This is a genomic window from Ruegeria sp. CDSC054 (assembly GCF_059610645.1).
Genome location: NZ_JBXWOA010000018.1, coordinates 14,467 through 35,284 on the forward strand (window position 1 = coordinate 14,467; position 20,818 = coordinate 35,284).

Sequence of the window (20,818 nt, forward strand, 5' to 3'; positions counted from 1 at the left end):
ATCGGCAACACCGCTCGCACCGGAAGGGGTGGATATTTGCAAAACAATAGCTCACTTTTCCAAGAAATTTACGTCAAATGGCAACAGTATCGTCATTTCGAAACAGACCGCTAGGCTTGTTCCCCGGAGAGTTATAATCTTCTTTTCAAGATCAGAGATATTACATCATGCCCGACCCCCTTCAGCTGAGCATCGTCATACCGCACCTCAATGCGCCAGATGCCTTGCGCAGGTGTCTGACAGCGTTTGCCGGACAGGCTGATGACGGTATCGCCTTCGAGGTCATCGTTGTCGATAACGGTTCGACGGAACCGCCGGGCGAAATTTGCGCCGCATTTCCCTTTGCCCGCCTTGCCCATGAAACAACGCCCGGACCGGGGCCCGCACGCAGTCGCGGGGCCGCCCTGTCCCAGGCGGATGTGCTGGCTTTCATCGACTGCGACTGTATCGCACAACCGGGCTGGATCACCGGGATCGTCGACTGTTTCAATGCGCATCCCGACACCGATGTAATTGGCGGCGATGTCAGGATTTCGCGCATCGACCCTGATGCGACCACCGCAATCGAAGCGTATGAAAGCGTCTACGGATACCGCATGCAGCTTTATATTATGCGGGATGGTTATGCCGCGACCTGCAATATGGGCGTCCGGCGCGCAGCGTTTCGCAAGGTTGGTGACTTCGCTGGAATCACTATCGCCGAAGATGTGGACTGGGGTCGCCGCGCCACCTCACTGGGGCTGCGAACCCGCTATGTGCCGCAGATTGTTGTCGAAACTCCGGCGCGAAGCTCATTCAGGGATCTCACACGGAAATGGGACCGCCATATCGGTCATGACTTTGCTCAAATTTCAGGCATCGGTGGGCGGCTGCATTGGGGCGTCCGCGCACTGATGCTGGGGGCCTCTCCGTTGGGAGAGGTTCTGCGCATTCTTCGCTCGAACCGTGTCTCGGGCGCGCAGGAGCGTATTTTGGCACTATTTTGCCTCACTCGCATCCGGTTTTACAGATGCCATCGCATGCTTGCGTTGCTGTTTGGCCGCGATGCCCAAACAGCAGCAGCCTGGCGACAGGGTGGATGATCTGTATGCCATCGCGGTAAAACAGCTTGTTACTTAACCCAGATGGGGTACAAGTTTTTACGTCGATTTATTTCAGCCTATCAGTGAAAATACAGCAAAGAGTACCATGACCAGAGAAGCCATTTTTAACGATTTGAATGAGATTTTTGCCGACGTTCTCGATCTCGACGATCTATCCCTGACAGAGACGACCACTGCAGATGATGTCGAGGATTGGGACAGTCTGAGTCACATCCGTCTGGTTGTGTCGATTGAACAGCATTACGGATTCAAATTCTCAACCGCTGAAATCGAAGCGCTGAAATCGGTCGGCGACCTTGTAGACTGTATTCAGGAGAAGACCGGTTAGCGGAGTGGATTATGACTGTGTTCTCTATCGAAGGGCTCAACTGGCTGCGCCCAGCCCCGTCGGATTTTCGCGCACAGTTGCGAGCACTTGATCCCGACACCGAAACCGGAGCGCTGGCCGCGCTGGCCAATCACGCCCTAGATCTCAACAAACTGACCCAACTAAACCGCGTTCTGGACAAGGTGGATGCGGTGCAGGCGAAAAGCGCGTCGCTCTCTTCGGTTCGCCTTGCAGTTCTGGCGGATGCGACCACTGAATATACGGCGCCGGCAATCCGCGCCAGCGCGCTGCGCCATGGGATTTTCGCCACGCTCTATGTACCGGATTACGGTCAGGCTACGCAGGAAGCGCTGAATCCTGAAAGTGGTCTGGCCGGGTTTGAGGCAGACATGGCGTTGCTGGCGCCAGATTATCGCAGCCTGGGGTTGGCCGCAGTTCACATGAATCCCGACGATGCCAAAGCAGCAGTAGACGCAGCGACTGCGCACATACGCAGTCTGGTTGATGGGTTGAAGCGCATCGCGATCCCGACGGTCATTCTGCAAACCCTGCCGATCCCGCCTGATCCTTGGTGCGGGCATTATGACCGGCGCGCGCCCGGTTCGGTCGCGGCTCAGATCGCCGCTTTCAACGCAAATCTGCTGGAGCTGGCCCAAACGCAGTCACTGACAGTGCTGGACGTGGCTACACTAGCCGACACGGTTGGGCGGTCGCGCTGGTTCGACCCTGCCTACTGGCATCGGGCAAAGTTGCCTTTCGCGCTTGACTGCGTCCCTCTTTATGCTGATCACATCGCCCGGATGTTGGGCACGTTGCGCGGCAAGGCACGTAAATGTCTGGTGCTCGACCTCGACAATACATGCTGGGGCGGCGTTATCGGTGATGACGGGCTCGACGGCATCCGCATTGGACAAGGCACTGCAGAGGGTGAGGCCTTTCTTGCAATTCAGCGACATGCGCTGGATCTCAAGGCCCGCGGCGTGGTGCTGGCGGTCTGTTCCAAAAACGAAGAAGACGCGGCACGCCTGCCCTTTCAAAAACACCCCGATATGCTGCTGCGCGAAGACGATATCTCGGTCTTCATTGCAAACTGGACCGACAAGGCCAGCAATATCCGACATATTGCCAAGCTTCTCAATATCGGCACTGATGCGCTGGCTTTTCTCGACGATAATCCGGCCGAACGCGAGCGGGTGCGCCAGATGCTGCCCGAAGTTGCGGTACCTGAATTGCCGGAAGACCCCGCATTTTATCCGGCCGCACTAGCGCAGGCCGGGTATTTCGAGACCACGGGCCTGTCAGCCGATGATGCGCAGCGCGCTGAGCAATACCGCGCCAATGCCGCCCGCAGTGTCGCGATGGAAGCCATTGGCGATTATGGCAACTATCTGAAATCGCTCGACATGGTGTGCGAAGCGCGAGAGTTCGACGATGTCGGGCGCACCCGCATCGCGCAGTTGATCAACAAATCCAACCAGTTCAACCTGACCACGCATCGCTATACCGAGGCTGAAGTTGCCCACATGCAGCAGGACCCGGATTTGTTCACACTACAGATTCGACTAGCCGACAAGTTCGGCGACAACGGCATGATCTCGGTGCTGATCTTCCGCAAAGGGGTCGAGGACTGGACCTGCGACACCTGGCTGATGAGTTGCCGGGTGCTGGGGCGCCGCGTTGAAGAGGCTGCTCTGTTCCTGGTTGCGGATGCAGCGCGTCAGGCAGGGGCAAAGCGCCTGATCGGCGAGTATATACCTTCCGAAAAAAACCGGATGGTCGCTGGTCATTTCGAAAAGCTGGGCTTCGCAAAAACCGCCGAACAGCCGGACGGACGCACGTTCTGGCAGCTTGATCTTGCCAATTACAACGCGCCTTCCGAATTGCCTATGACATTAAACGGCTCGCCCACCGATGCCGCCGCCTGAACAATCGGATTTTTTCATGCCCACGCAGCCTTCTGATCTTTTCTCTGACGCTCTGACCAGAGAATGGCCCGCAACTCGCCGCATTGCCGAAGCGGTTATCGCGATCTGGCCCGAGCATGAGCGTTATATTCGCAAAAGCCTTGCGGGCCGCGATAGCGACATGATGCACACCACTGAAATTCTGGCCGAAGCCGTGCTACTGCTGGTTGGCGATCGGATGGAGACTATCGCGGCACACTACCGCTGGACCTGCGACCGGTTGCGCGAAGAGGAGTTGTTTTTTCACCGCGAGGGCCGGTATCGATTATCGACCTTCGCCGAGGCGGATGCCGAGGTTTATTCCGATGCCGCCTATATGGAAAAATACATGGACGGGCTGCTGTACAGTCAGGTCTTGTGGTTCAACCATGCAGCAAGCTGCCATTTCTTCCTGACCGAGGTGCCGGACCTGTTGCAACCTGGGGGCCATCTGCTGGAAGTAGGGCCTGGGCACGGGCTCATGATGTCCCTGGCTCTGCGCGATTTCGGCCTGTCCGGCGCCACTGCCTGGGATCTGTCGCAGGTCTCTCTGGATCAGACCCGTGCGGCACTGGAAAAACTGGGTCATCACGGGTGCCACTTTGCCGTTCAGAACGTGATGGATGTGCCAGCCGGTACCCCACCCGCCGATCTGGTGGTGTTGTCCGAGGTCCTGGAACATCTTGAGGATCCGAAGTCGGTCATGCGCAAGCTGCACGCTCTGATCCGGCCTGAAACGGGCCGCATTTTCATCAATGTCCCGATCAACAGTCCCTCACCCGATCACCTCTATCTGATGCAGACGCCAGACGATGCACGCGCGCTGCTCAGTGATACAGGGTTTGAGATCCTGAAAGACGGGTTCTTTGCCACCCAGGGCACTGCCCTGGACAGGGCACTGCGCAATAAAATCTCCGTCTCTGCCTGCATGATTGCACGACCGATCTGACCGTATCCTTTCATGCTGTTCAATTCCCTTCCTTTTGTTTTTGTCTTTCTGCCGCTGACGCTTGCGGGCTACTACCTGCTGATCCGCATGGGGTTGAAACAGTGGATATTTCTGTTTCTTGTCATCGCCTCGCTGGTCTTTTACTCCGTCTGGAATCCACCCTATGTCCTGCTGCTGATCCTGTCGGTTCTGGGCAACTACCTGATGGGGTTGCGGATCGAGCGGGCGCGGGAAAACGGACGCGGCGCAGGCTGGCCGCTGTCGGTGGGTGTCGCGGGTAACCTGCTGGTTCTGGGCTGGTTCAAATACGCCAATTTCTTTGTCGACAACGCAAATATGCTGGGGGCCGATCTCCATCTGGAAAAGATCATTCTTCCGCTTGCTATCTCATTCTACACCTTCCAGCAGATCGCCTTTCTGGTGGATGTGGCCCGTGGTGAGGTCCGCACCGGGGGCATCTGGCGCTATGCCACGTTTGTGATCTTCTTTCCGCAGCTCATCGCCGGTCCGATCGTGCATTACAAAGAGATGATGCCGCAGTTTTTCGGGCGTAATCCCGGGCGTTTCGTAACCGCGAACATGACCGTCGGGCTGGTGATCTTCGCGATCGGCCTGTTCAAGAAAACAGTCATCGCCGACAGCGCAGCCCTTTTCGCCACACCTGTCTTCGAAGCGGCGCAGGCTGGCAACACGATCGGCCTGCTGGCCGGATGGAAGGCCGCACTGGCCTATACTGTTCAGCTTTACTTCGACTTTTCAGGCTATTCCGACATGGCCATCGGCCTTGCACGGATGTTCGGAATCAAGCTGCCGGTAAACTTCCATTCACCGCTACGCGCCGCGTCGATCATCGAATACTGGCGGCGCTGGCATATCACCCTACAGCAGTTCATCGTGTCATACATGTACCAGCCGCTGGTGTTGCCCCTTTCACGGCTGGCCGCGCAATGGCGCTTGGGTAAATGGGCGTCCTTCTCAGTAACGGTCGCCGCCCCCACAGTTGTTTTGTTTGTGGTCATCGGCCTCTGGCACGGCGCAGCCTGGACCTATGTCCTCTTCGGTTTGATGCACGGCACATATCTGGCAATCAACGAGTTCTGGCGCGCGCTGCGGCGCAAGACGCGCCGCAAAAGCGGCATCCCCGGCTCTAGCATGGCGTTGTATCACGCGGTGACCCTGATTGCGGTGATCTTCGCAAACGTCATGTTCCGCGCTGACAGTCCCGCCGCAGCGGTGGCCGTCTGGCAGGGCATGATCCGCCTGGACCAGATCGTCGGTGTGGCTACGGTGTTGCCCGCCAAACCCGCCGAACTCATAACCGAACCGGGGTTGTTCCTTCTGGGAGCTGCCGCGCTGATTTTTCTGTGCCCGAACACACAGCAGATCATGGGCCGCTATTCCCCGATCCTGCACTGGAACCGCTGGCGCACCCGCGCACCGGCGCTTCTGCACCTGACATGGCGCCCGACCCTGCCTTGGATGATCTGGACCGGCGTGGTCCTGTTTCTTGGGCTTGCCTTCATTCTGCGCGGGCAGTCAGAATTCATTTATTTCAACTTCTAGGATGCGCCGATGACCAAACCTCTGCGCCTGCGCACCTTCCTCAGCGGTCTCTGGCTGACAGTGCTGGCCTGTATTGTACTAGCCTTCCTGCTGCCCCATGACCCCTATTTCCGCTATCAGGCCATGGGCGGCACGATCTTTGAGCGCGCCCGGTGGATTTATGAGCGTATCCATTTCGACGACACCCCCATCGACATCGCTTTTCTGGGATCATCGCGCACAGCACGCGGCGTAATTTCTCCGGATCTGGAAGAGCACCTTACTGAACAAGGGATCGAAGCCCGCGTTGTCAATTTCTCGCTGCCCGCGTCCGGTTTCGACGTACGTCTGCCAATTATCCGCGAGATACTGTCCAAACATGAACCAAAACTGATCGTGATTTCGGTGGTTGAACAGTTCCCGCGGCACGGGCATCAGGCCTTTGGTGATCTCGCCAGTGCGGGCGAGGTTCTGCAAAGCCCCTGGATCGTCAACCGGAACTTGCCCGAAAATCTGGCACGCCTGCCGATCCGGCAAATTCAGCTGGCAACCGCGAACCTGTTGCCCGAAGCGTTTGGTTATCAGTCCGAATTCAACCCGGCCACCTATGCCGGAACCACAATCGATCCCCGGATTTTCAATCCCGGCAAGACATCCGGTCCCAAAAGCGCAGCCGATATCGAAGCGCTGGAAGACGAATCCGCATTTCGTCGCCGCAAGCTGACGCGCCCGATCCTGCCGGATTCAATGGCTGGAATCGAGTTTGGTATTCCCCGCACCTATCTGCGCCGGATCGCCGAACTGGCCGCGGCTGAGGGCGTGCAGATCGCCTTCCTATATCTGCCCTTCTACGGCGGCTATGCAGAGCCCGTCGAAAAGGCGTGGCTGGAACAATATGGGCCGGTTTTTTCTGCGGATTTCCTGTTGGATGACCCGAATCTCTATAACGATGTAGCCCATGTCTCTGAACCCGGCGCCGTGCTGGTGACGGACTGGCTGACCGAAACGCTTACCCCACTGCTCGACCCCTCATCCGGGTCGTGAAGACAGGAGCCGATCATGACGATATTGCAGAACTCTCTCCGTTTGCACCATGTGGGAATTGTGCAGCCTGACATGGAAAGCGCCGAAAATTACATGTCGCTGTTTGGCCACACAGAAGACTATCGCGGCTATGTTGAGGAGTTCGAATGCTGGTGCCTCTTTTGCACCGCGCCCGAAAACAGTTCCGCCGTGGAACTTGTGGTGCCAACCGGCGGATCGCTCTCCCGGTTCAACCGCGGCGCTGGTGGCCTGCATCATTACGCGTTCGAAACTCCGGATATCCTGGCACTGCAGCAGGAGCTTGCCGCCCGGGATGTAACAATGCTGCAGGACGAGCCGGTCAAGGGCGCTGGGAATTTCCTGTGCAATTTCATCAATCCGATCGCGACACGGGGTGTTTTGGTAGAATATGTTCAGCCGCTGGATATCTAGGTCTGACTTCGAAAGTGCACCAAGACTATCCGGAAGGGCAGTCAGATGCACGAAATGTTGCAATCAAAATACGCCCCGACACAAATACCCAGTCAGAACACGTTTTTGACGACGCATGACGTCAGAAGCTGTAAACAGGCTGCATAACAATAAACGGGCCACCTCGACAAAATAATGATATGCGCGGCGGCCGGAGCGGTAACTGAACTAAAAACTGAGGCACATGTGAAACGGCACCTGCTCTATCGCACCTTTTTGGTTGGCGCTTGTTCGATCTGCTGTTTATGGCCTGCTTCAGCCCAGGAAAACGGGACAGAACTGGTCTTCAGCTTCAATCAAAGCCTTGAAACCGATGACAACCTCGAACTCGATCCAATCAGCGATGGTAGAACAACCTTTGCTGCCACCCGCCTTTCTTTAGGACTCATCCATGAAAGCTCGTTGAATCAACTCGGCCTTAACGCATCTGGAGTAATACGTGCTGTAAACGGGCCTGGAGCGGACTCCGGCTTGGACGACCAGAGTGCTGGCCTGACTTACAACCGTATAGGGACACAAGCAGAGTTCGGATTCAATGCCAGCTATTTTCAATCGAACATCGAATTCCTGCGACCCCTTCAAGATTTTGAAAACTCAGATGGCGAAATTGAGTTGCCGCCGGATCTTGACGATCTGAACGGGACAGGCAACCGGGAACGTTACAGAACCGGGTTGTCGTTTGAAGTTGGGCGAGATGCACCGATTGGAGCCGCATTCGACGCCAGATACCTCGCACTCAGATATACTGACACCACTAATACTGGGTTGAATGACAATGACCGGTTCAATCTGGGAACCGACCTGTTCTTGCGATTTTCGCCACTGGTAGAAGGTACACTGGGGCTGGATTACGGGCTTTTCGAATCCGACAATTCAGAACAGACTAGACGTGAGACCAAGACGGGTTTTTTCAATCTGGGTGTCGAGCTTTCCCCGATCTGGCGCCTCGCGGCCGGATACGGTTACACGACTATCGATACGCGGGAATTCGGGATCACTACACGAACTGACGGACCTACCGGGCGGCTACGACTGGAAAGGGATATGCCCAACGGTTCCATTAGAGCCGAAGTTGAACAGATCGTAACCGATGACGGGGATATCCGTAATTTCTTAATCGGTCGAGATATCGCACTACCCGCCGGTGAGTTGTCATTCACAATCGGCGTGTCGGATTCTGAACTGGACAGTAGCACTCCTATCGGATCCCTGAACTGGAGGCAAAACCTTTCAAGAAGCTCGATCAGCGCACAAATTCGCCGGTCTGTAGATTTTGATCAGGAAAAGGGGAACGTCATCAGAACCGCTGCTTTCTTGGGGTATTCTTACGAAATCAACAGTTTTTCCGGAATTAACCTCAACGCCGGTTACACGATCAGCGACGAGGTGACAGACACGATAGACCGGGCAAACTTTACCGCTTCGTATCAGTACGTTCTGACCGAAGACTGGGCGCTTAACACCGGATATCGCTATCGAATGCGCGAAGATTTGACAGACCCACGCGCGCAATCGCATGCCGTGTTTTTTAACATCGGACGTGATTTCATTCTGCGCCCCTGAAACAACGACCCGTCAATATCCAAATTTCCGTAGTACAGGGCCAAGTTCGCGTTCGATATAGCTGATGTGGTCAGGCTCTAGCTCATCGCGCCATTGCCCCGATTTACCGCTGCGCAGGTGGGACTTCCGGGCAATTTCTCCGGTCTTTTTACCACTCCGGCTTTGCGCTTCGAACAACCGCATCAGATCGGTGGCCAATTCCAGATTGCTACCTTCAAACCCGAAATGACTGAACATGCTGTGGTATATATCAGCCCGGTTCTCACCCATCAGGTTTTCGAAAGACACCTCAAGAATATCCGGATCGCCGGTATCCCAGTTCAGCAATGTATCCCGGTAGAAGAAGATGAAGTGATCTATCTCCATGAAAAGGCCGTCGTAGGTGCTGGCTGCGTTCAGCTTACCCTGGTAAGTGCGCCCGTCTTCGTCCGGTCGATGGACCCAGGCTTCGTGGGTCCATTTGTGGTAGTGATAGCCCGACACGATCATATCGCGCGGATCGCGCATGACATGCACCCCGCGATAAGGGGCCAGACGCGCCATATCCAGCTTGCCATGCATTGACATGATCAGACGCGATTGCGGATCGGGATGTTCGATATGCACCTTCTGATAGGGCAGGTTCAGACCATAACCCAAAAGGCGCAGCACCGCCGTGAAATAGGTCGTCATCACCTTGTGATGGGTGGCCACAAACAGAACTGGAACATCCTTGGGCAGATCTGCCCCCCACACCCGGGTAGCAGACAGACGCCCCAACAAGGACCAGAACTCCGGATTTACCAGAAGCCCTTTGTTCTTTTTTAGGAAATTAGGTACTTCACGCCGCAACTGGCCCATCCGGGACCGGCGAACCGGCGGCCCGAACCCAGCTGCGGTCATGATTTTTCGATCCTGAAGATTATCCTGCAAATCAATCGCCCAAAAAATACGAACCTATCATGGCTCAGTTTAACCTGTCCTGAGAGGGGAAACAGTGATTCCGGACCACCTGCACAATTATTGAAACATTGTCCAAATTTTACCACCATAGTTTCACATCAGGAAACCTGAGGTGGACGCGCGCGATCAAGACAAGGCGGATCGAATTGTCACTGCAGTTTGAGTAGCCTTTGCCCCTTAGTTTTCGTTAAGATCGAACACGGAACTCCCGCCAACACAGTTTTTAATGAGTATCAGGGGAAACAGGTGAGCACTACAACGTCTGCGGAAAACCCGATCCGGATAGGCCGCGACAGGGCATTTAATCCGACCGGGCTGTTCTGGTTCACATTGCTGGTCGTCGGCTCGATCCCGATCTTCTGGATCGGAATCGTATCGCTGGGCGCGGCCTGGACAACCGCCGAATACAGCCATGGCCCTCTGATCCCGGTCATCTCGCTATATCTGTTCCTACGCGAGATGCGCAATTACCCGCCCCCGCCAGGTGAAGTCCGGGACCGATGGCCCGGTATCCTGATCATTGCATTCGGGTTGGTAGTGGCGATCCTGGGCAATCTCGCCAAGGTGCCCGACATCGTCACCTATGCCATGATCATCTGGACTGGCGGTGTGGTACTGACTGTGTTTGGCTGGAATATCGGGCGGCGGCATCAGCTGCCGGTGCTGCATCTGGTCTTCATGCTGCCGCTGCCGAACTTCATCTACTGGAAGCTGACTATCTTCCTGCAGGGCATCTCTTCGGTGATAGGGGTCTGGTTCGTTCAGCAGGCAGGCGTTTCAGTTTATCTGGACGGCAATATCATCGATCTGGGCGTCTATAAGCTGCAGGTGGCCGAGGCCTGCTCCGGCCTGCGCTACCTGTTCCCGATCCTCAGCTTCTCCTATCTCTTCGCCCTGCTCTATCGCGGGCCGATCTGGCACAAGGTGGTGCTGCTGGTCTCGGCTGCGCCACTGACGGTGCTGATGAACTCGATCCGCATCGGCGTGATCGGCGTTCTGGTCAATCACCATGGCATCGAAATGGCCGAAGGATTTCTGCATTTCTTTGAAGGCTGGGTCATCTTTCTGACCTGTATTGCCATCCTGTTTGCCATGGCCGTCACGCTGCAGCGCTTGACGCCAAACCCCAAACCGCTGGCCGAGGCGGTCGATCTGGACACCAGCGGCCTGCTGACAGTGGCCGAACGTATCCTCACCATCCGGCCTTCTCGCGCGCTGGCTGCTGGCGCCTTGCTGACGTTGGCGGTGTCGGTGGCCTGGGTGCTGCAACCCAGCTCGGATAAAGAACCGATCGACCGAAACCCGTTTACGCTTTACCCGCGCCAGCTTGGTGAATGGTCAGGATCGGCAGCCCTGCTCGACCCGAATATCGAACGGGTATTGGGCGCAACCGACTATCTCAACACCACCTACGGCGCACCCGGGCAGAACGGTTATGTCAATTTGTTCGTCGCCTTTTACGATAAACAGACCGAAGGCGATGGCATCCATTCGCCCGAGGTCTGCCTGCCGGTGGGTGGCTGGGAGATATTCAGTCTTGAGCCCTATCGGGTCGACCCAGGCGTGCCCGCCTACGGTGCCTTCGAGGTGAACCGCGCCATCATCCAGAAAGGATTACAAAAGCAACTGGTCTATTACTGGTTCGAACAGCGCGGCAAGCGCCAGACCAACGACTTCGTCGCCAAAATCGGGGTTGTGGTTGACGGTCTGACCATGGGCCGCACCGACGGCGCGTTGGTACGCTATGTCACCCCGATCCGCGAAGACGAAACCGAGGCGGACGCAGATGCCAGGTTGTTGGGTTTTGTCAGCCAAAGTCTGCCGAAACTGCCGGATTTTGTGCCGATGTAGTTTCCCCGGCGCCCATCTGTCCGGACAATAAAAACCGCTCTTCTCAGAGCGGTTTTTTCCCAACAACCCGTTGATATGCGCAGATCAGCGCATCTACCTGATGATCCCAACCCAGTTCCGTCTCAACCCGGGCGCGACCGAAGCGGCCCATCTCGGCCGACTGTTCCGGATCGCCCAGCAGTTCCAGAATCTTCTCGGCCATGTCTGCCGTGTCATTGGGAGCCGCATAAAGCGAAGATCGGCCTGCGGAATAGCGCCCCTCGGTCACATCGAACTGTACGATGGGTTTTGAAAACGCCATATATTCCAGGATTTTATTCATTGTGGATTTATCGTTCATCGGATTCACCCGGTCCGGGTTCACGCAAACATCCGCTGTCGACAGCACTTCGAACAGGTCTTTGTCTGGCGCACGCCCGGTAAAGGTGACGTGCTCGCTTAGACCCAGTTCCCCGGCCTGCGTCTTCAGCCCGTCCAGCGCCGGGCCGCCGCCGACCAATACAAACTGAACATCATGACCACGGTCCTGCACGATGATCCGCGCGGCCTCAAGCAGCAGGTCGATACCCTCCTGATCGCCCATAACTCCCACATAACCTACCATATGCGCCCGCCCGTTACGCCATTTCGGGTCAGGGTTCATCACAACCAACCGGTTGAGATCCGGGCCTGATCGCACAACGAACACATCCTCCGAGGCAATTCCGCCGCGCTCCTGCGCGATCGCCCGGTAGCTTTCATTGGTTGAAATCACGACATCGGCGCTGCGGAACGTCCAGCGCTCGAACAACACCATAAGCTTCCAAAAAAAACCCCGCTTGCCGAATTTGGCCTCGTAGAGTTCGGGGTTGATATCGTGGTGATCGAAGATGAACCGCTTGCCGAATAGTTTGAAGGGTAACGCCACCAGAAAGATCAGATCAGGCGGGTTACAGGCCTGTAAGGTGTCAAACCCGTGCCGGCGAGCGACCCTCAGCGCCAGCCGCATCTCATGAAACAGCGCCGCCCCGTATTCCAGCAGATATCCAAGCGCCCCGCTGGCGTCGATAGGCAGAGCGTGGCGATAGATATGCACCCCGTCGATCTCTTCATACGGGGCTTCGTACCCCTTGCCCGTGGGGCAAATCACCGCCACCTCGGCCCCGGCCGTGCGCAGCGTCCGGCATTCGTGCCAGACCCGCCGGTCGAAGGGTAACGGCAGGTTCTCGACTATGATCAGCACCCGACGGCCAGCAAGTGGCTTTGCCTGCCGTACCGCATCCATACGGGGCGTTTCGACCAAATCAACATCCTTCATGGCAATTGACCTGTATGACGAACCTCGGGACTACCTGAGAAGGTGAGGTCGTCGATCGTCGCGTTCGACGCTATAACCCGGTCATAATGCGCAGCCTCAGCATGGGTGCGATCGACAAGGAGGCGCTCAAGCACAGGCAAATGACTGTAGGCATAGCCCAGATTGGCACCGACCAGCTTGCCGGCATCAACACCCGGGTCGAAGATCTCCAACTCGTACCCGGCGGCCAGCAGCTTACGCGCCAGATCGACATTCGGGCTTTCACGCAAATCGTCGGTGCCCGCCTTGAAAGCCAGCCCGACCAGCAAAATGCGTGCAGGTTTTTCCAGCCCCTCAACCGCATATTCGAACAGGCGGTGCTTATGCGCCTCATTCGATCCCAACAGGCTGTTGATCAGCGGTAGGTTGGCACCGGTATCAGCGGCGATATATTGCAGCGCCCGCACATCCTTGGGCAAACACGAACCGCCAAAGGCCCCGCCGGGCCGCATGTAATAGGGCGAGATGTTTAGCTTGGTATCCGAGACAAATATCTGATGCACCTGCTGCGCGGAAACTCCCTGTGCCAGACAAATCCGACCAACCTCATTTGCAAAGGCCACTTTGACCGCATGCCAGCTGTTATCGACAAATTTGGTGATCTCAGATTCACGATATCCCACGACGAAGGTCGGCGCATCGATATTGACGCTCAGAGCCTCCATCACCGGGTTAGGAGCACCATCCTGCGTGCCTATCACCACTTTAGGCGGGTTAAAATAATCCTCGACTGCACTGCCCTCGCGCAGGAATTCAGGATTATAGACCACCTGAACCCGATCCCTCATCTCCTCTCCCAAGATCGCCTGGAAAATCGGCAATACCAGCTCTTCGACCGTACCGGGCCGGAAAGTCGACCGGTAAGCTACCACTAGCGGTCGGTCCCGGTCCCCGGTCAGCGCGGTCGCAATTTGCCGCGTCACATCGGCGATGAACCCCATATTATGCGAGCCATCGGCAGCTGAGGGAGTTCCAACACAGACAATGGCCAGATCGCACTCGTCCAGATGGGCTCCGACATTCACATCCGCCGAAATCCGGCCTTTCGCGATGCCATCCGCCAACATATCCTGCACGCGAGGTTCCACGATCGGGGCCTGCCCTACCATGATCTGCCGCACCTTCTTCTGGCTCACATCTATACCGATGACCTCGTGACCTTCGCTAGCAATGCAGCAAGCGGCGGTGAAACCGACATATCCCAGGCCAAATATTGCAACCTTCATAAATCTCTACCCAATCATGGAAACTCAAATACAGCATAAAGCGGTGCTGACAGACCGCCCGCCTACAGTAAATCATCCCCGGTTGTAGATATCTTCGTATCGTACGATGTCATCCTCACCCAGATAAGATCCGGTCTGCACCTCAATAAGATACATCGACACCTTACCGGGATTTTCCATACGGTGCACCGCGCCCAACGGGATATAGACAGACTGGTTTTCCGTCAGCAGCTTCACCTCTTCCCCCACGGTGACCCGTGCCGTGCCAGCTACAACGACCCAGTGCTCTGCCCGATGGACATGGCTTTGCAGGCTCAGGATACCATCCGGCTTGACCATGATCCGCTTGACTTGGAAACGGTCCCCCAGACACAAGGTCTCATACCAGCCCCAAGGGCGATGAAAGCGGGGATAATCCTCGGCCTGAAGCACCTTTTTTGCCTTCAGAATGCCAACCGCCTTTTTAACATCTTGAACATGGTCCATGTTGGTTACAAGCACTGCATCGCGCATGGCGACGGCGGCAATGTTCTTCAATCCCAGACCAACCAGTTGGATATTATCGTCTTCGCTGCGTAGAAGCGAGTTCTCGCAATCGATTGCCGTTGTTGTCCCCATCTGGGCAACCCCGTTTTCATCCAACGGCAATATCGCATGCAGGGCATCCCAACTGCCCAGATCGGACCAGTCGGACTCCAGCGGAACGGCGACGATATTCTTCGCCTTTTCCATGATCGCATAATCAATCGAAATCGCATCAATCGCTTCGTAGGGCTCCGCCGCGAGCCGGAAGAAACCGAGATCTTTTTCTCCCTCCATCAATGCCGCCCGACACTGCGCCACCATCTGTGGGGCATGTTCTTCAAACGCGGTAATGATGTCACACGCCCTAAACATGAACATTCCCGCGTTCCAGAGCACATTGCCACCCTTCAACAGTTCGGCAGCGCGCTGTTTGTCCGGCTTTTCAATGAACCCTGAAAGTGGCGCAGGCCGCCCAGACCTGACCTCTGCCTCCTGTAGCAGATATCCGTATCCTGTTTCAGGGCGATCCGGTACAACTCCGAATGTAACCAGCATACCTTCCTGCGCGGCTTTCGCTCCGACTGCCACAGCTTCAAGGAACGTCTGAATGTCGTTCACAAGATGATCCGAAGGGGCAATCAGCATTATTTCTTCAGGCGTTTCCTCAAGGCTCAACGCCGCTGTCAGAATTGCAGGTGCCGTATTGCGCAAAGCCGGTTCCAGAATGACCCGGCCATCCGAAAGCCCCAGAGCAGTGGCCTGATCTTCCACCAGAAAGCGGAAATCCTCATTGGTCAAAAAAAGCGGCGCGTCGAATTCCGGCCCGGAAAGCCGGGACAGCACGGCCTGGAACAGACTCTGCTGACCGTCAAATGAGACAAATTGCTTGGGATATGCACGCCGTGAACTGGGCCACAACCGGGTCCCCGAACCGCCACAAAGAATAACCGGATGGACCATTTAACACACTCCAAATCTACCAAAATGAACTCTTATTGAAGCAACCTCGGATTATCAGAAATTTTCCCGTGGATCGGAATAAAACCGCATGCTTTTGACAACGACTTAACCATATCCGTACCCGTACCCGTAAGTACCATCAGTGTAGTGACATTTGTTCAGAACTACGCCCATCACATTGGTAAGTTCCGCCAGTTGGCGCTCGGCCACATCAATCTGATCGACCGTCGTCCGCTCAGCTTCTGCCATCAGCAAGGCGCAGTCGGCATTTTTGAGAAACCCAAAATTGTCATCCGCCGTCAGCAGTGGCGGCATATCGAACAAAACAAGATCGGGTTTGAATTCTGCTTCGATCCTATTAAGGGTTTCGCTGGCCTTTTGGCTTTGCAGAATTTCAGCCGCTTCTCTGACTGGACCACGACTCAATCCTAGCGCCACGTTTTCCCCTATCCTATACCCATGATCGGAAAGCAGCGCCTTGCCCTGCAGGATATCACCCATCGTGCATTGACAGTTTTGTCCCAACATAAAAGACAAACCAGCACGCCGCAGATCAAGATCCAGGACGATTGTGCGCAAGTCAGACTGCCTTCCAAAACTAAAGGCCAGATTCGTGAAAGTTGTACTTTTGCCACAGGAACTGTGCGGAGAGACCAGCGCCACTCGCTTCCAGCCGTTAACTCGGGTTTGCTGCAAAATCCGCGTGCGGAGCATATCAAACGGGCCCGCATCCGCACCACCGCCATAGCTGACAAGCCTATTGCGGCTGATGGTATCGGCAGAAATATCGACTTCGGTCAGACCGGACCAAAGATCGTCAACCTTGTTTGCAGATGCATTATCCCGGGCTGATTTTTGCGGCACGGCATCAGCCGCCGCAGAAGCCCTTTTGTTTCGCTGCGATCGTGCTTTCTCAATAGCAGCCTGCAGTTTTTCCATTCAGCACTACCCTTTCCGGACAAAGACCGCCCGTTTCACTTCACCACCGCACACCAACTTTATCCATGATCCGCTCAGCCAATAGATCAAGTGGCTGATAGAAGACATGCACCGCATAAACAGCTGCGGGTACGCCGACCACAATGACAAGCACACGCAGCAATCGCAGAACCCTGTAACGCGTCAATTCTCCGGAGGTCGGAATATATGGAATTGTTGCAAATGGCGTGATGCCCAACTTTGCGACCAGATCTTCCGGCCGACGTAGAGTCCGATTCAGCAATTCCAGCAGAACAACCAGGCCAATACCGGACAGAATACCGAAGAAAATGCCGCCGCCGGCAATTATCATCCGGTTAGGTTTGGTAGGGCGGCTTGGCGCAACCGGCGGTTCGATTACGGATATACGTTGCCCCTGCGCCGTCACCTCGATGCGCTCACCCGTGCTGGCACGGGCCAGTCTCTCAACCGCTGCGTTGTACTGTCCCTGAATATGTTGGTAGTCCAGTTCGAGATCGTCCAGCCGGATTTGGTTTTCCGGAGTCTGGTTGATTGTCTCGCCCAGTTCTTCCAATTGTTTATTCAATCCAGCTTTCTGCTCTTCCGAGACCGTAATTCGGGAATCTAAATCTGCCAGTTGCACATCAAGCAAAGGATTGCCGGATTGCGGTTCGTTCTCAACGAGATCCGGTGTCGTGCTGACGCGCTCCTCTAGCTGGCTTATACGCGCCTTCAGCAACTTAACGCGCGGATTGGTAGCCGAGTATACAGCCAGGGCCCGATTAAGCTCCCTGCGCAAATCCACCAATTCACGCTGTTCCGGGCTTTGATCGGATGTCTGGTTTCCGGAAACCTGGCCAGTTGTCTCATAGATTTCGATTAGCCGGCTGCGCTGCGAGTTCAGCAGGACCAGATCCCGATCCAGTTGTGCAAGGCGTTCCTGTAACGTCGCTTGCTGCCTCAGCCGAAAATCAAGAGTGTCAGGCAATACATTTGCATTTTCGGTTTTGAAGGCCAGGATTTGTGCGCTGCGTTCGGCCAGTGCCTCGCTCAGCCTGTCCACTTCCTTCCGAAAAAACTCGAGCGTTTGGGTTGCACGGCCTGTTCGGGACTGTACGTCTTCCTTTTGAATCAGTGTCAGATATTCGTTAAGAACACCTGCGGCGCTTGTACCCGTCGGTCCTTCGAAACTGACCTCCATCAGTGCAACCTGGTTACGGCCCGTACTTATTTTGATCAGGGTGCGCGCCCGCATTGCCGCGACAATTCTATCGGCAGTCATAACCGACGGGTTTTCGAACACATTCTGCCGGTTGGAGATTTCCAGCAAGTTGGCCCGGGTCAACAGCCTCTGTTCTATGATTTGCAGCTGCTCCGGTGCCGGTGTTCGCACCGTCGACGCAGCCAACTCATCCGGAATACGTGGCGATTCCACAATCAGCTTCATGCTGGACACGTAAGCCGGCGGCAGAGTCATCGCGATGATGACCGAGGCCGCGCTAATCACCGAGGCCACTATCAGGAAATAGGGCAAACGCCGCACAAAAATCGACCAGTAGTAACGAAAATCCACGTTCAGTTTTCCCGTTTTCCGTTCATCTGCGTCCGAATACTACTCATCCTGCTTTTTCCTCCGGCGGCACTTTTTGATGAGCTCCAAGCTTCAGCACCTGACCCGCCTCCTCCGGTTCAGATACAGAAATAGCACCAAAACAGACCTCGTCCTCCAGCACGCTCCTCACAGTCTGCGAAGTGACCAAATGAAGCTCCTCGCTCCATGCATAAAGCATCGCAAACTCGCAGATCTGGTTCACCAACCTTGGCACACCTTCGGTCGCCGCATGAATAAGGTCACAGGCCTCGGCCGAAAATTCCTCTCCTGTACCGCCTGCAACTTTCAAACGATGTTCGATGTAGCCAGCAACCGTTGCCGCATCCATGCGAGGGAGATGAAAACTGGCCGCAACCCGCTGCGCCATCTGGCGCATTTTTGGCTGCAGCACAACGTCCCGCAACTCGGGCTGACCAACCAGAATTAATTGAATCAATTCGTCCTTGTTAGAGTTGATATTGGTCAGCATTCGTATTTCTTCCAGCCCCTCTCGCGACAGGTTCTGCGCTTCATCGAAGATCAGGACAACCCGTCGCCCCTCGGCATATTCGGAAATCAGAAAATTCGCCAATGTTTGGAACAATTGTACGTAGGGCGCCCTTGGAGTGGCTGGCACGTCCAGCGCGTTGAGCGCCCATTGTAACAACTCTCCACGGCCACCCTGAGCGTTTGAGACCAATCCGATCGTGATATCGTCATCGATCTGGCTGATCAGCTTTTGTAGCAACGTCGTCTTACCCGATCCGATTTCACCCGTGATCAATGTAATCGGAGCTTTAGAAATGATGCCAAATTCAAGGATCGAATAAGCGCGCTTGTGTTGTGTGGACCAATACAAAAAACCCGGGTCCGGCAACAATGTAAAAGGCCGCTCCCTGAGACCAAAATGTTCGATATAGAGATCACCCGTCGTCATGGTGACCCAGAAACTTTTAAAACCATCTACAACAAACCTTTGCGATATGATCGGGGTAAGCCTGACCAGAACCGCGTACACTCCACACTGACATGGCCCGGCAGGGCTATTAATACAACCGTCTACCTCTTTTTATCACGCTCAGACCCCTGTTAACTTATGTGTGGCATCAATTTCAGGCAATTTTAAGGAGATGCACCAAACCACACAGAAACAATTTACAGCAAGGCACACCTTCGTTCACTGTACGACAACAAACCAATGAGCATACCAAAACTACTTCATTTCAAACTCTGGATTTATACTTCGGAGTTTAACTCTCCATAGGTGTTCTGGGTATATCTCTTACGCAGCGAGCATAGCAATATTACTGGCAATGCAACCAAAAGGATGCTGGCCAGCCCGGTCAGACAATATACACCTATTACCGCGAATGCCCCATAGCCCGAGAGGAGTGCTATGGCAGCACCGATAAAACCTGTCACTACTGCCAACACCAGAATTCCCATCGGAACACTCCAAGCTACAAAGATAGCGCGCCACCCTCATAAGTAGAGTAAATGTGCCGAAAATCCACTTTTGGCGCAACAGTTTTCCGGTACACCGCGCTCCCGTTAGGAGTAACTATTGCATCAAAAAGAGGCCACTCTATGGCAGCCCCTTGATAATTCAAAAAAGATTCCTGAAATCAGGCGGTCGATCTGCGTCGACGCAATAGGCCGAAACCAGCCAATGCACCCAGCAGCATGAATCCGGCAGCCGGCAGTGGCACCGGTGCCACTGCAACCAGGTTCTGGTAACGATATGGCTGCGCAGTGCTTTCCAGAAAGCTCAGACGCCACTTCTTGTCACCAGCATAGCTCTGTGCCGCGGCAAGGTAAGCGTTAGCCTGGGTGATCACGCCATTGACCCCCCCATATTTGCCTACGGCATTAAAGCCGTCTCCGACTGCACCAGTGACGGTCCAGTCATCGTCGTAGACGGCATTCCACAAAGCCACCTGGAAAGCAGCCGATGTTGTCCTGTTGTCAACGGCAACGGACTGGCTGTAATTCGCATCAAAAATCGCCTGGATGCGTTGAAGCCCACCATTGGAAATTAGGTCAACGCTGTTCGAGAATGGCGTCTTCGTGATTTTGTAATCATATCCCGTTCCAGTCCCGATCCAAGCTGCTAAATCTAGGCAGAACGCAACGAAATCGCCAAGAACATTGTTTGGTGCCGGAGTTGTTTCGGTCATATCATAAGCACCGGCGTTAACGCGGGTATCATGATAGCCAATGCTTGGAGCGGTCACCTTGACCTTTTTATAACCTCCAGCGGCAGGTCCAGTGAGATTTAATGTTGCTGCCGTTGCCGGAACAGCAACTGCGATTGTGACAGCTGTCGCCGCGACGGCAACTTTCTGCAGAAAGACTTTCATAACCCCTCACACGACTTACTCGTTAAACGAGATTGAACGGTAGCCAAAACACGCTTCGCATCTCGCATCACTTGACCATATTAATTATGTCAGAAAGTGGCAATGAACTTGTTCATACTGCCGCATTCCGGCACAATACGCTGCA

The 20,818-nt window shown here is 55.1% G+C and carries 17 protein-coding genes; 9 read left to right on the top strand and 8 right to left on the bottom strand.

Annotation, left to right across the window (positions count from 1 at the left end):
• The first annotated feature begins 167 nt into the window (after nt 1-167).
• The 8 genes from AC2FGC_RS22060 to AC2FGC_RS22095 all read left to right on the top strand — a co-directional run bounded on the left by AC2FGC_RS22060 (nt 168) and on the right by AC2FGC_RS22095 (nt 8,943).
• Nucleotides 168-1,082, top strand: a complete 915-nt coding sequence (locus AC2FGC_RS22060) for a glycosyltransferase family 2 protein (RefSeq protein WP_496727201.1) — start codon at nt 168-170, stop codon at nt 1,080-1,082.
• A gap of 106 nt (nt 1,083-1,188) precedes the next feature.
• A complete protein-coding gene (locus tag AC2FGC_RS22065) occupies nt 1,189-1,431 on the top strand; it encodes an acyl carrier protein (protein ID WP_496727202.1) in 243 nt (80 codons plus the stop codon).
• Nucleotides 1,432-1,442: 11 nt separating this feature from the next.
• Nucleotides 1,443-3,356 carry an HAD-IIIC family phosphatase gene (locus AC2FGC_RS22070; protein ID WP_496727204.1) on the top strand — a complete coding sequence of 638 codons (1,914 nt, stop codon included), beginning with the start codon at nt 1,443-1,445 and terminating at the stop codon, nt 3,354-3,356.
• A 16-nt stretch (nt 3,357-3,372) separates the two neighbouring features.
• Nucleotides 3,373-4,323: a class I SAM-dependent methyltransferase gene (locus AC2FGC_RS22075; RefSeq protein WP_496727205.1), complete on the top strand. Its 951-nt coding sequence runs from the start codon at nt 3,373-3,375 to the stop codon at nt 4,321-4,323.
• 12 nt (nt 4,324-4,335) lie between these two features.
• The gene (locus tag AC2FGC_RS22080) at nt 4,336-5,886 is read left to right on the top strand and encodes an MBOAT family O-acyltransferase (RefSeq protein WP_496727206.1); all 1,551 of its coding nucleotides are present in this window, start codon (nt 4,336-4,338) and stop codon (nt 5,884-5,886) included.
• Between the two features lie 9 nt (nt 5,887-5,895).
• Nucleotides 5,896-6,909: a hypothetical protein gene (locus AC2FGC_RS22085; protein WP_496727207.1), complete on the top strand. Its 1,014-nt coding sequence runs from the start codon at nt 5,896-5,898 to the stop codon at nt 6,907-6,909.
• 15 nt (nt 6,910-6,924) lie between these two features.
• Complete coding sequence (locus AC2FGC_RS22090) at nt 6,925-7,341, top strand: VOC family protein (RefSeq protein WP_496727208.1); 417 nt, start codon at nt 6,925-6,927, stop codon at nt 7,339-7,341.
• A 225-nt stretch (nt 7,342-7,566) separates the two neighbouring features.
• Nucleotides 7,567-8,943, top strand: a complete 1,377-nt coding sequence (locus tag AC2FGC_RS22095) for a hypothetical protein (RefSeq protein WP_496727209.1) — start codon at nt 7,567-7,569, stop codon at nt 8,941-8,943.
• A gap of 12 nt (nt 8,944-8,955) precedes the next feature.
• Here the strand turns inward: AC2FGC_RS22095 and AC2FGC_RS22100 are convergent, their stop codons facing one another.
• Nucleotides 8,956-9,825 (bottom strand): sulfotransferase domain-containing protein, encoded by an 870-nt coding sequence (locus AC2FGC_RS22100; RefSeq protein ID WP_496727210.1) that lies wholly within the window; start codon nt 9,823-9,825, stop codon nt 8,956-8,958.
• A 306-nt stretch (nt 9,826-10,131) separates the two neighbouring features.
• On the opposite strand from AC2FGC_RS22100, the gene xrtD reads away from it, so the two are divergent.
• Nucleotides 10,132-11,736, top strand: a complete 1,605-nt coding sequence (gene xrtD, locus AC2FGC_RS22105) for a VPLPA-CTERM-specific exosortase XrtD (RefSeq protein WP_496727211.1) — start codon at nt 10,132-10,134, stop codon at nt 11,734-11,736.
• A gap of 43 nt (nt 11,737-11,779) precedes the next feature.
• On the opposite strand, the gene AC2FGC_RS22110 is transcribed toward xrtD, so the two are convergent.
• From AC2FGC_RS22110 to AC2FGC_RS22140, 7 genes are all read right to left on the bottom strand, one after another.
• Nucleotides 11,780-13,033, bottom strand: coding sequence for a glycosyltransferase family 4 protein (locus AC2FGC_RS22110; RefSeq protein ID WP_496727212.1), 1,254 nt, complete (start codon nt 13,031-13,033; stop codon nt 11,780-11,782).
• Nucleotides 13,030-14,298: a nucleotide sugar dehydrogenase gene (locus AC2FGC_RS22115; RefSeq protein ID WP_496727213.1), complete on the bottom strand. Its 1,269-nt coding sequence runs from the start codon at nt 14,296-14,298 to the stop codon at nt 13,030-13,032. Before AC2FGC_RS22115 ends, AC2FGC_RS22110 begins: the two co-directional genes overlap by 4 nt.
• Before the next feature lie 72 nt (nt 14,299-14,370).
• The gene (locus AC2FGC_RS22120; RefSeq protein ID WP_496727214.1) at nt 14,371-15,783 is read right to left on the bottom strand and encodes a mannose-1-phosphate guanylyltransferase/mannose-6-phosphate isomerase; all 1,413 of its coding nucleotides are present in this window, start codon (nt 15,781-15,783) and stop codon (nt 14,371-14,373) included.
• Between the two features lie 105 nt (nt 15,784-15,888).
• Complete coding sequence (locus AC2FGC_RS22125; protein ID WP_496727215.1) at nt 15,889-16,722, bottom strand: CpsD/CapB family tyrosine-protein kinase; 834 nt, start codon at nt 16,720-16,722, stop codon at nt 15,889-15,891.
• Nucleotides 16,723-16,762: 40 nt separating this feature from the next.
• On the bottom strand, nt 16,763-18,295 hold the full coding sequence (locus AC2FGC_RS22130) for a GumC family protein (protein ID WP_496783484.1): 1,533 nt from the start codon (nt 18,293-18,295) through the stop codon (nt 16,763-16,765).
• 43 nt (nt 18,296-18,338) lie between these two features.
• Nucleotides 18,339-19,250 (bottom strand): ExeA family protein, encoded by a 912-nt coding sequence (locus tag AC2FGC_RS22135; protein WP_496727217.1) that lies wholly within the window; start codon nt 19,248-19,250, stop codon nt 18,339-18,341.
• Between the two features lie 688 nt (nt 19,251-19,938).
• Nucleotides 19,939-20,673 carry a VPLPA-CTERM sorting domain-containing protein gene (locus tag AC2FGC_RS22140; protein WP_496727219.1) on the bottom strand — a complete coding sequence of 245 codons (735 nt, stop codon included), beginning with the start codon at nt 20,671-20,673 and terminating at the stop codon, nt 19,939-19,941.
• Nucleotides 20,674-20,818: the final 145 nt, after the last annotated feature.

Excerpts from the sequence above, each read along its gene's own strand:
- AC2FGC_RS22110 (WP_496727212.1), bottom strand. The coding sequence starts at position 13,033 with ATGAAGGATGTTGATTTGGTCGAAACGCCCCGTATGGATGCGGTACGG.
- AC2FGC_RS22070 (WP_496727204.1), top strand. The coding sequence starts at position 1,443 with ATGACTGTGTTCTCTATCGAAGGGCTCAACTGGCTGCGCCCAGCCCCG.
- AC2FGC_RS22080 (WP_496727206.1), top strand. The coding sequence starts at position 4,336 with ATGCTGTTCAATTCCCTTCCTTTTGTTTTTGTCTTTCTGCCGCTGACG.
- AC2FGC_RS22065 (WP_496727202.1), top strand. The coding sequence starts at position 1,189 with ATGACCAGAGAAGCCATTTTTAACGATTTGAATGAGATTTTTGCCGAC.
- AC2FGC_RS22075 (WP_496727205.1), top strand. The coding sequence starts at position 3,373 with ATGCCCACGCAGCCTTCTGATCTTTTCTCTGACGCTCTGACCAGAGAA.
- AC2FGC_RS22140 (WP_496727219.1), bottom strand. The coding sequence starts at position 20,673 with ATGAAAGTCTTTCTGCAGAAAGTTGCCGTCGCGGCGACAGCTGTCACA.
- AC2FGC_RS22100 (WP_496727210.1), bottom strand. The coding sequence starts at position 9,825 with ATGACCGCAGCTGGGTTCGGGCCGCCGGTTCGCCGGTCCCGGATGGGC.
- AC2FGC_RS22115 (WP_496727213.1), bottom strand. The coding sequence starts at position 14,298 with ATGAAGGTTGCAATATTTGGCCTGGGATATGTCGGTTTCACCGCCGCT.
- AC2FGC_RS22060 (WP_496727201.1), top strand. The coding sequence starts at position 168 with ATGCCCGACCCCCTTCAGCTGAGCATCGTCATACCGCACCTCAATGCG.
- AC2FGC_RS22125 (WP_496727215.1), bottom strand. The coding sequence starts at position 16,722 with ATGGAAAAACTGCAGGCTGCTATTGAGAAAGCACGATCGCAGCGAAAC.
- AC2FGC_RS22120 (WP_496727214.1), bottom strand. The coding sequence starts at position 15,783 with ATGGTCCATCCGGTTATTCTTTGTGGCGGTTCGGGGACCCGGTTGTGG.
- AC2FGC_RS22085 (WP_496727207.1), top strand. The coding sequence starts at position 5,896 with ATGACCAAACCTCTGCGCCTGCGCACCTTCCTCAGCGGTCTCTGGCTG.
- AC2FGC_RS22090 (WP_496727208.1), top strand. The coding sequence starts at position 6,925 with ATGACGATATTGCAGAACTCTCTCCGTTTGCACCATGTGGGAATTGTG.
- AC2FGC_RS22135 (WP_496727217.1), bottom strand. The coding sequence starts at position 19,250 with ATGACGACGGGTGATCTCTATATCGAACATTTTGGTCTCAGGGAGCGG.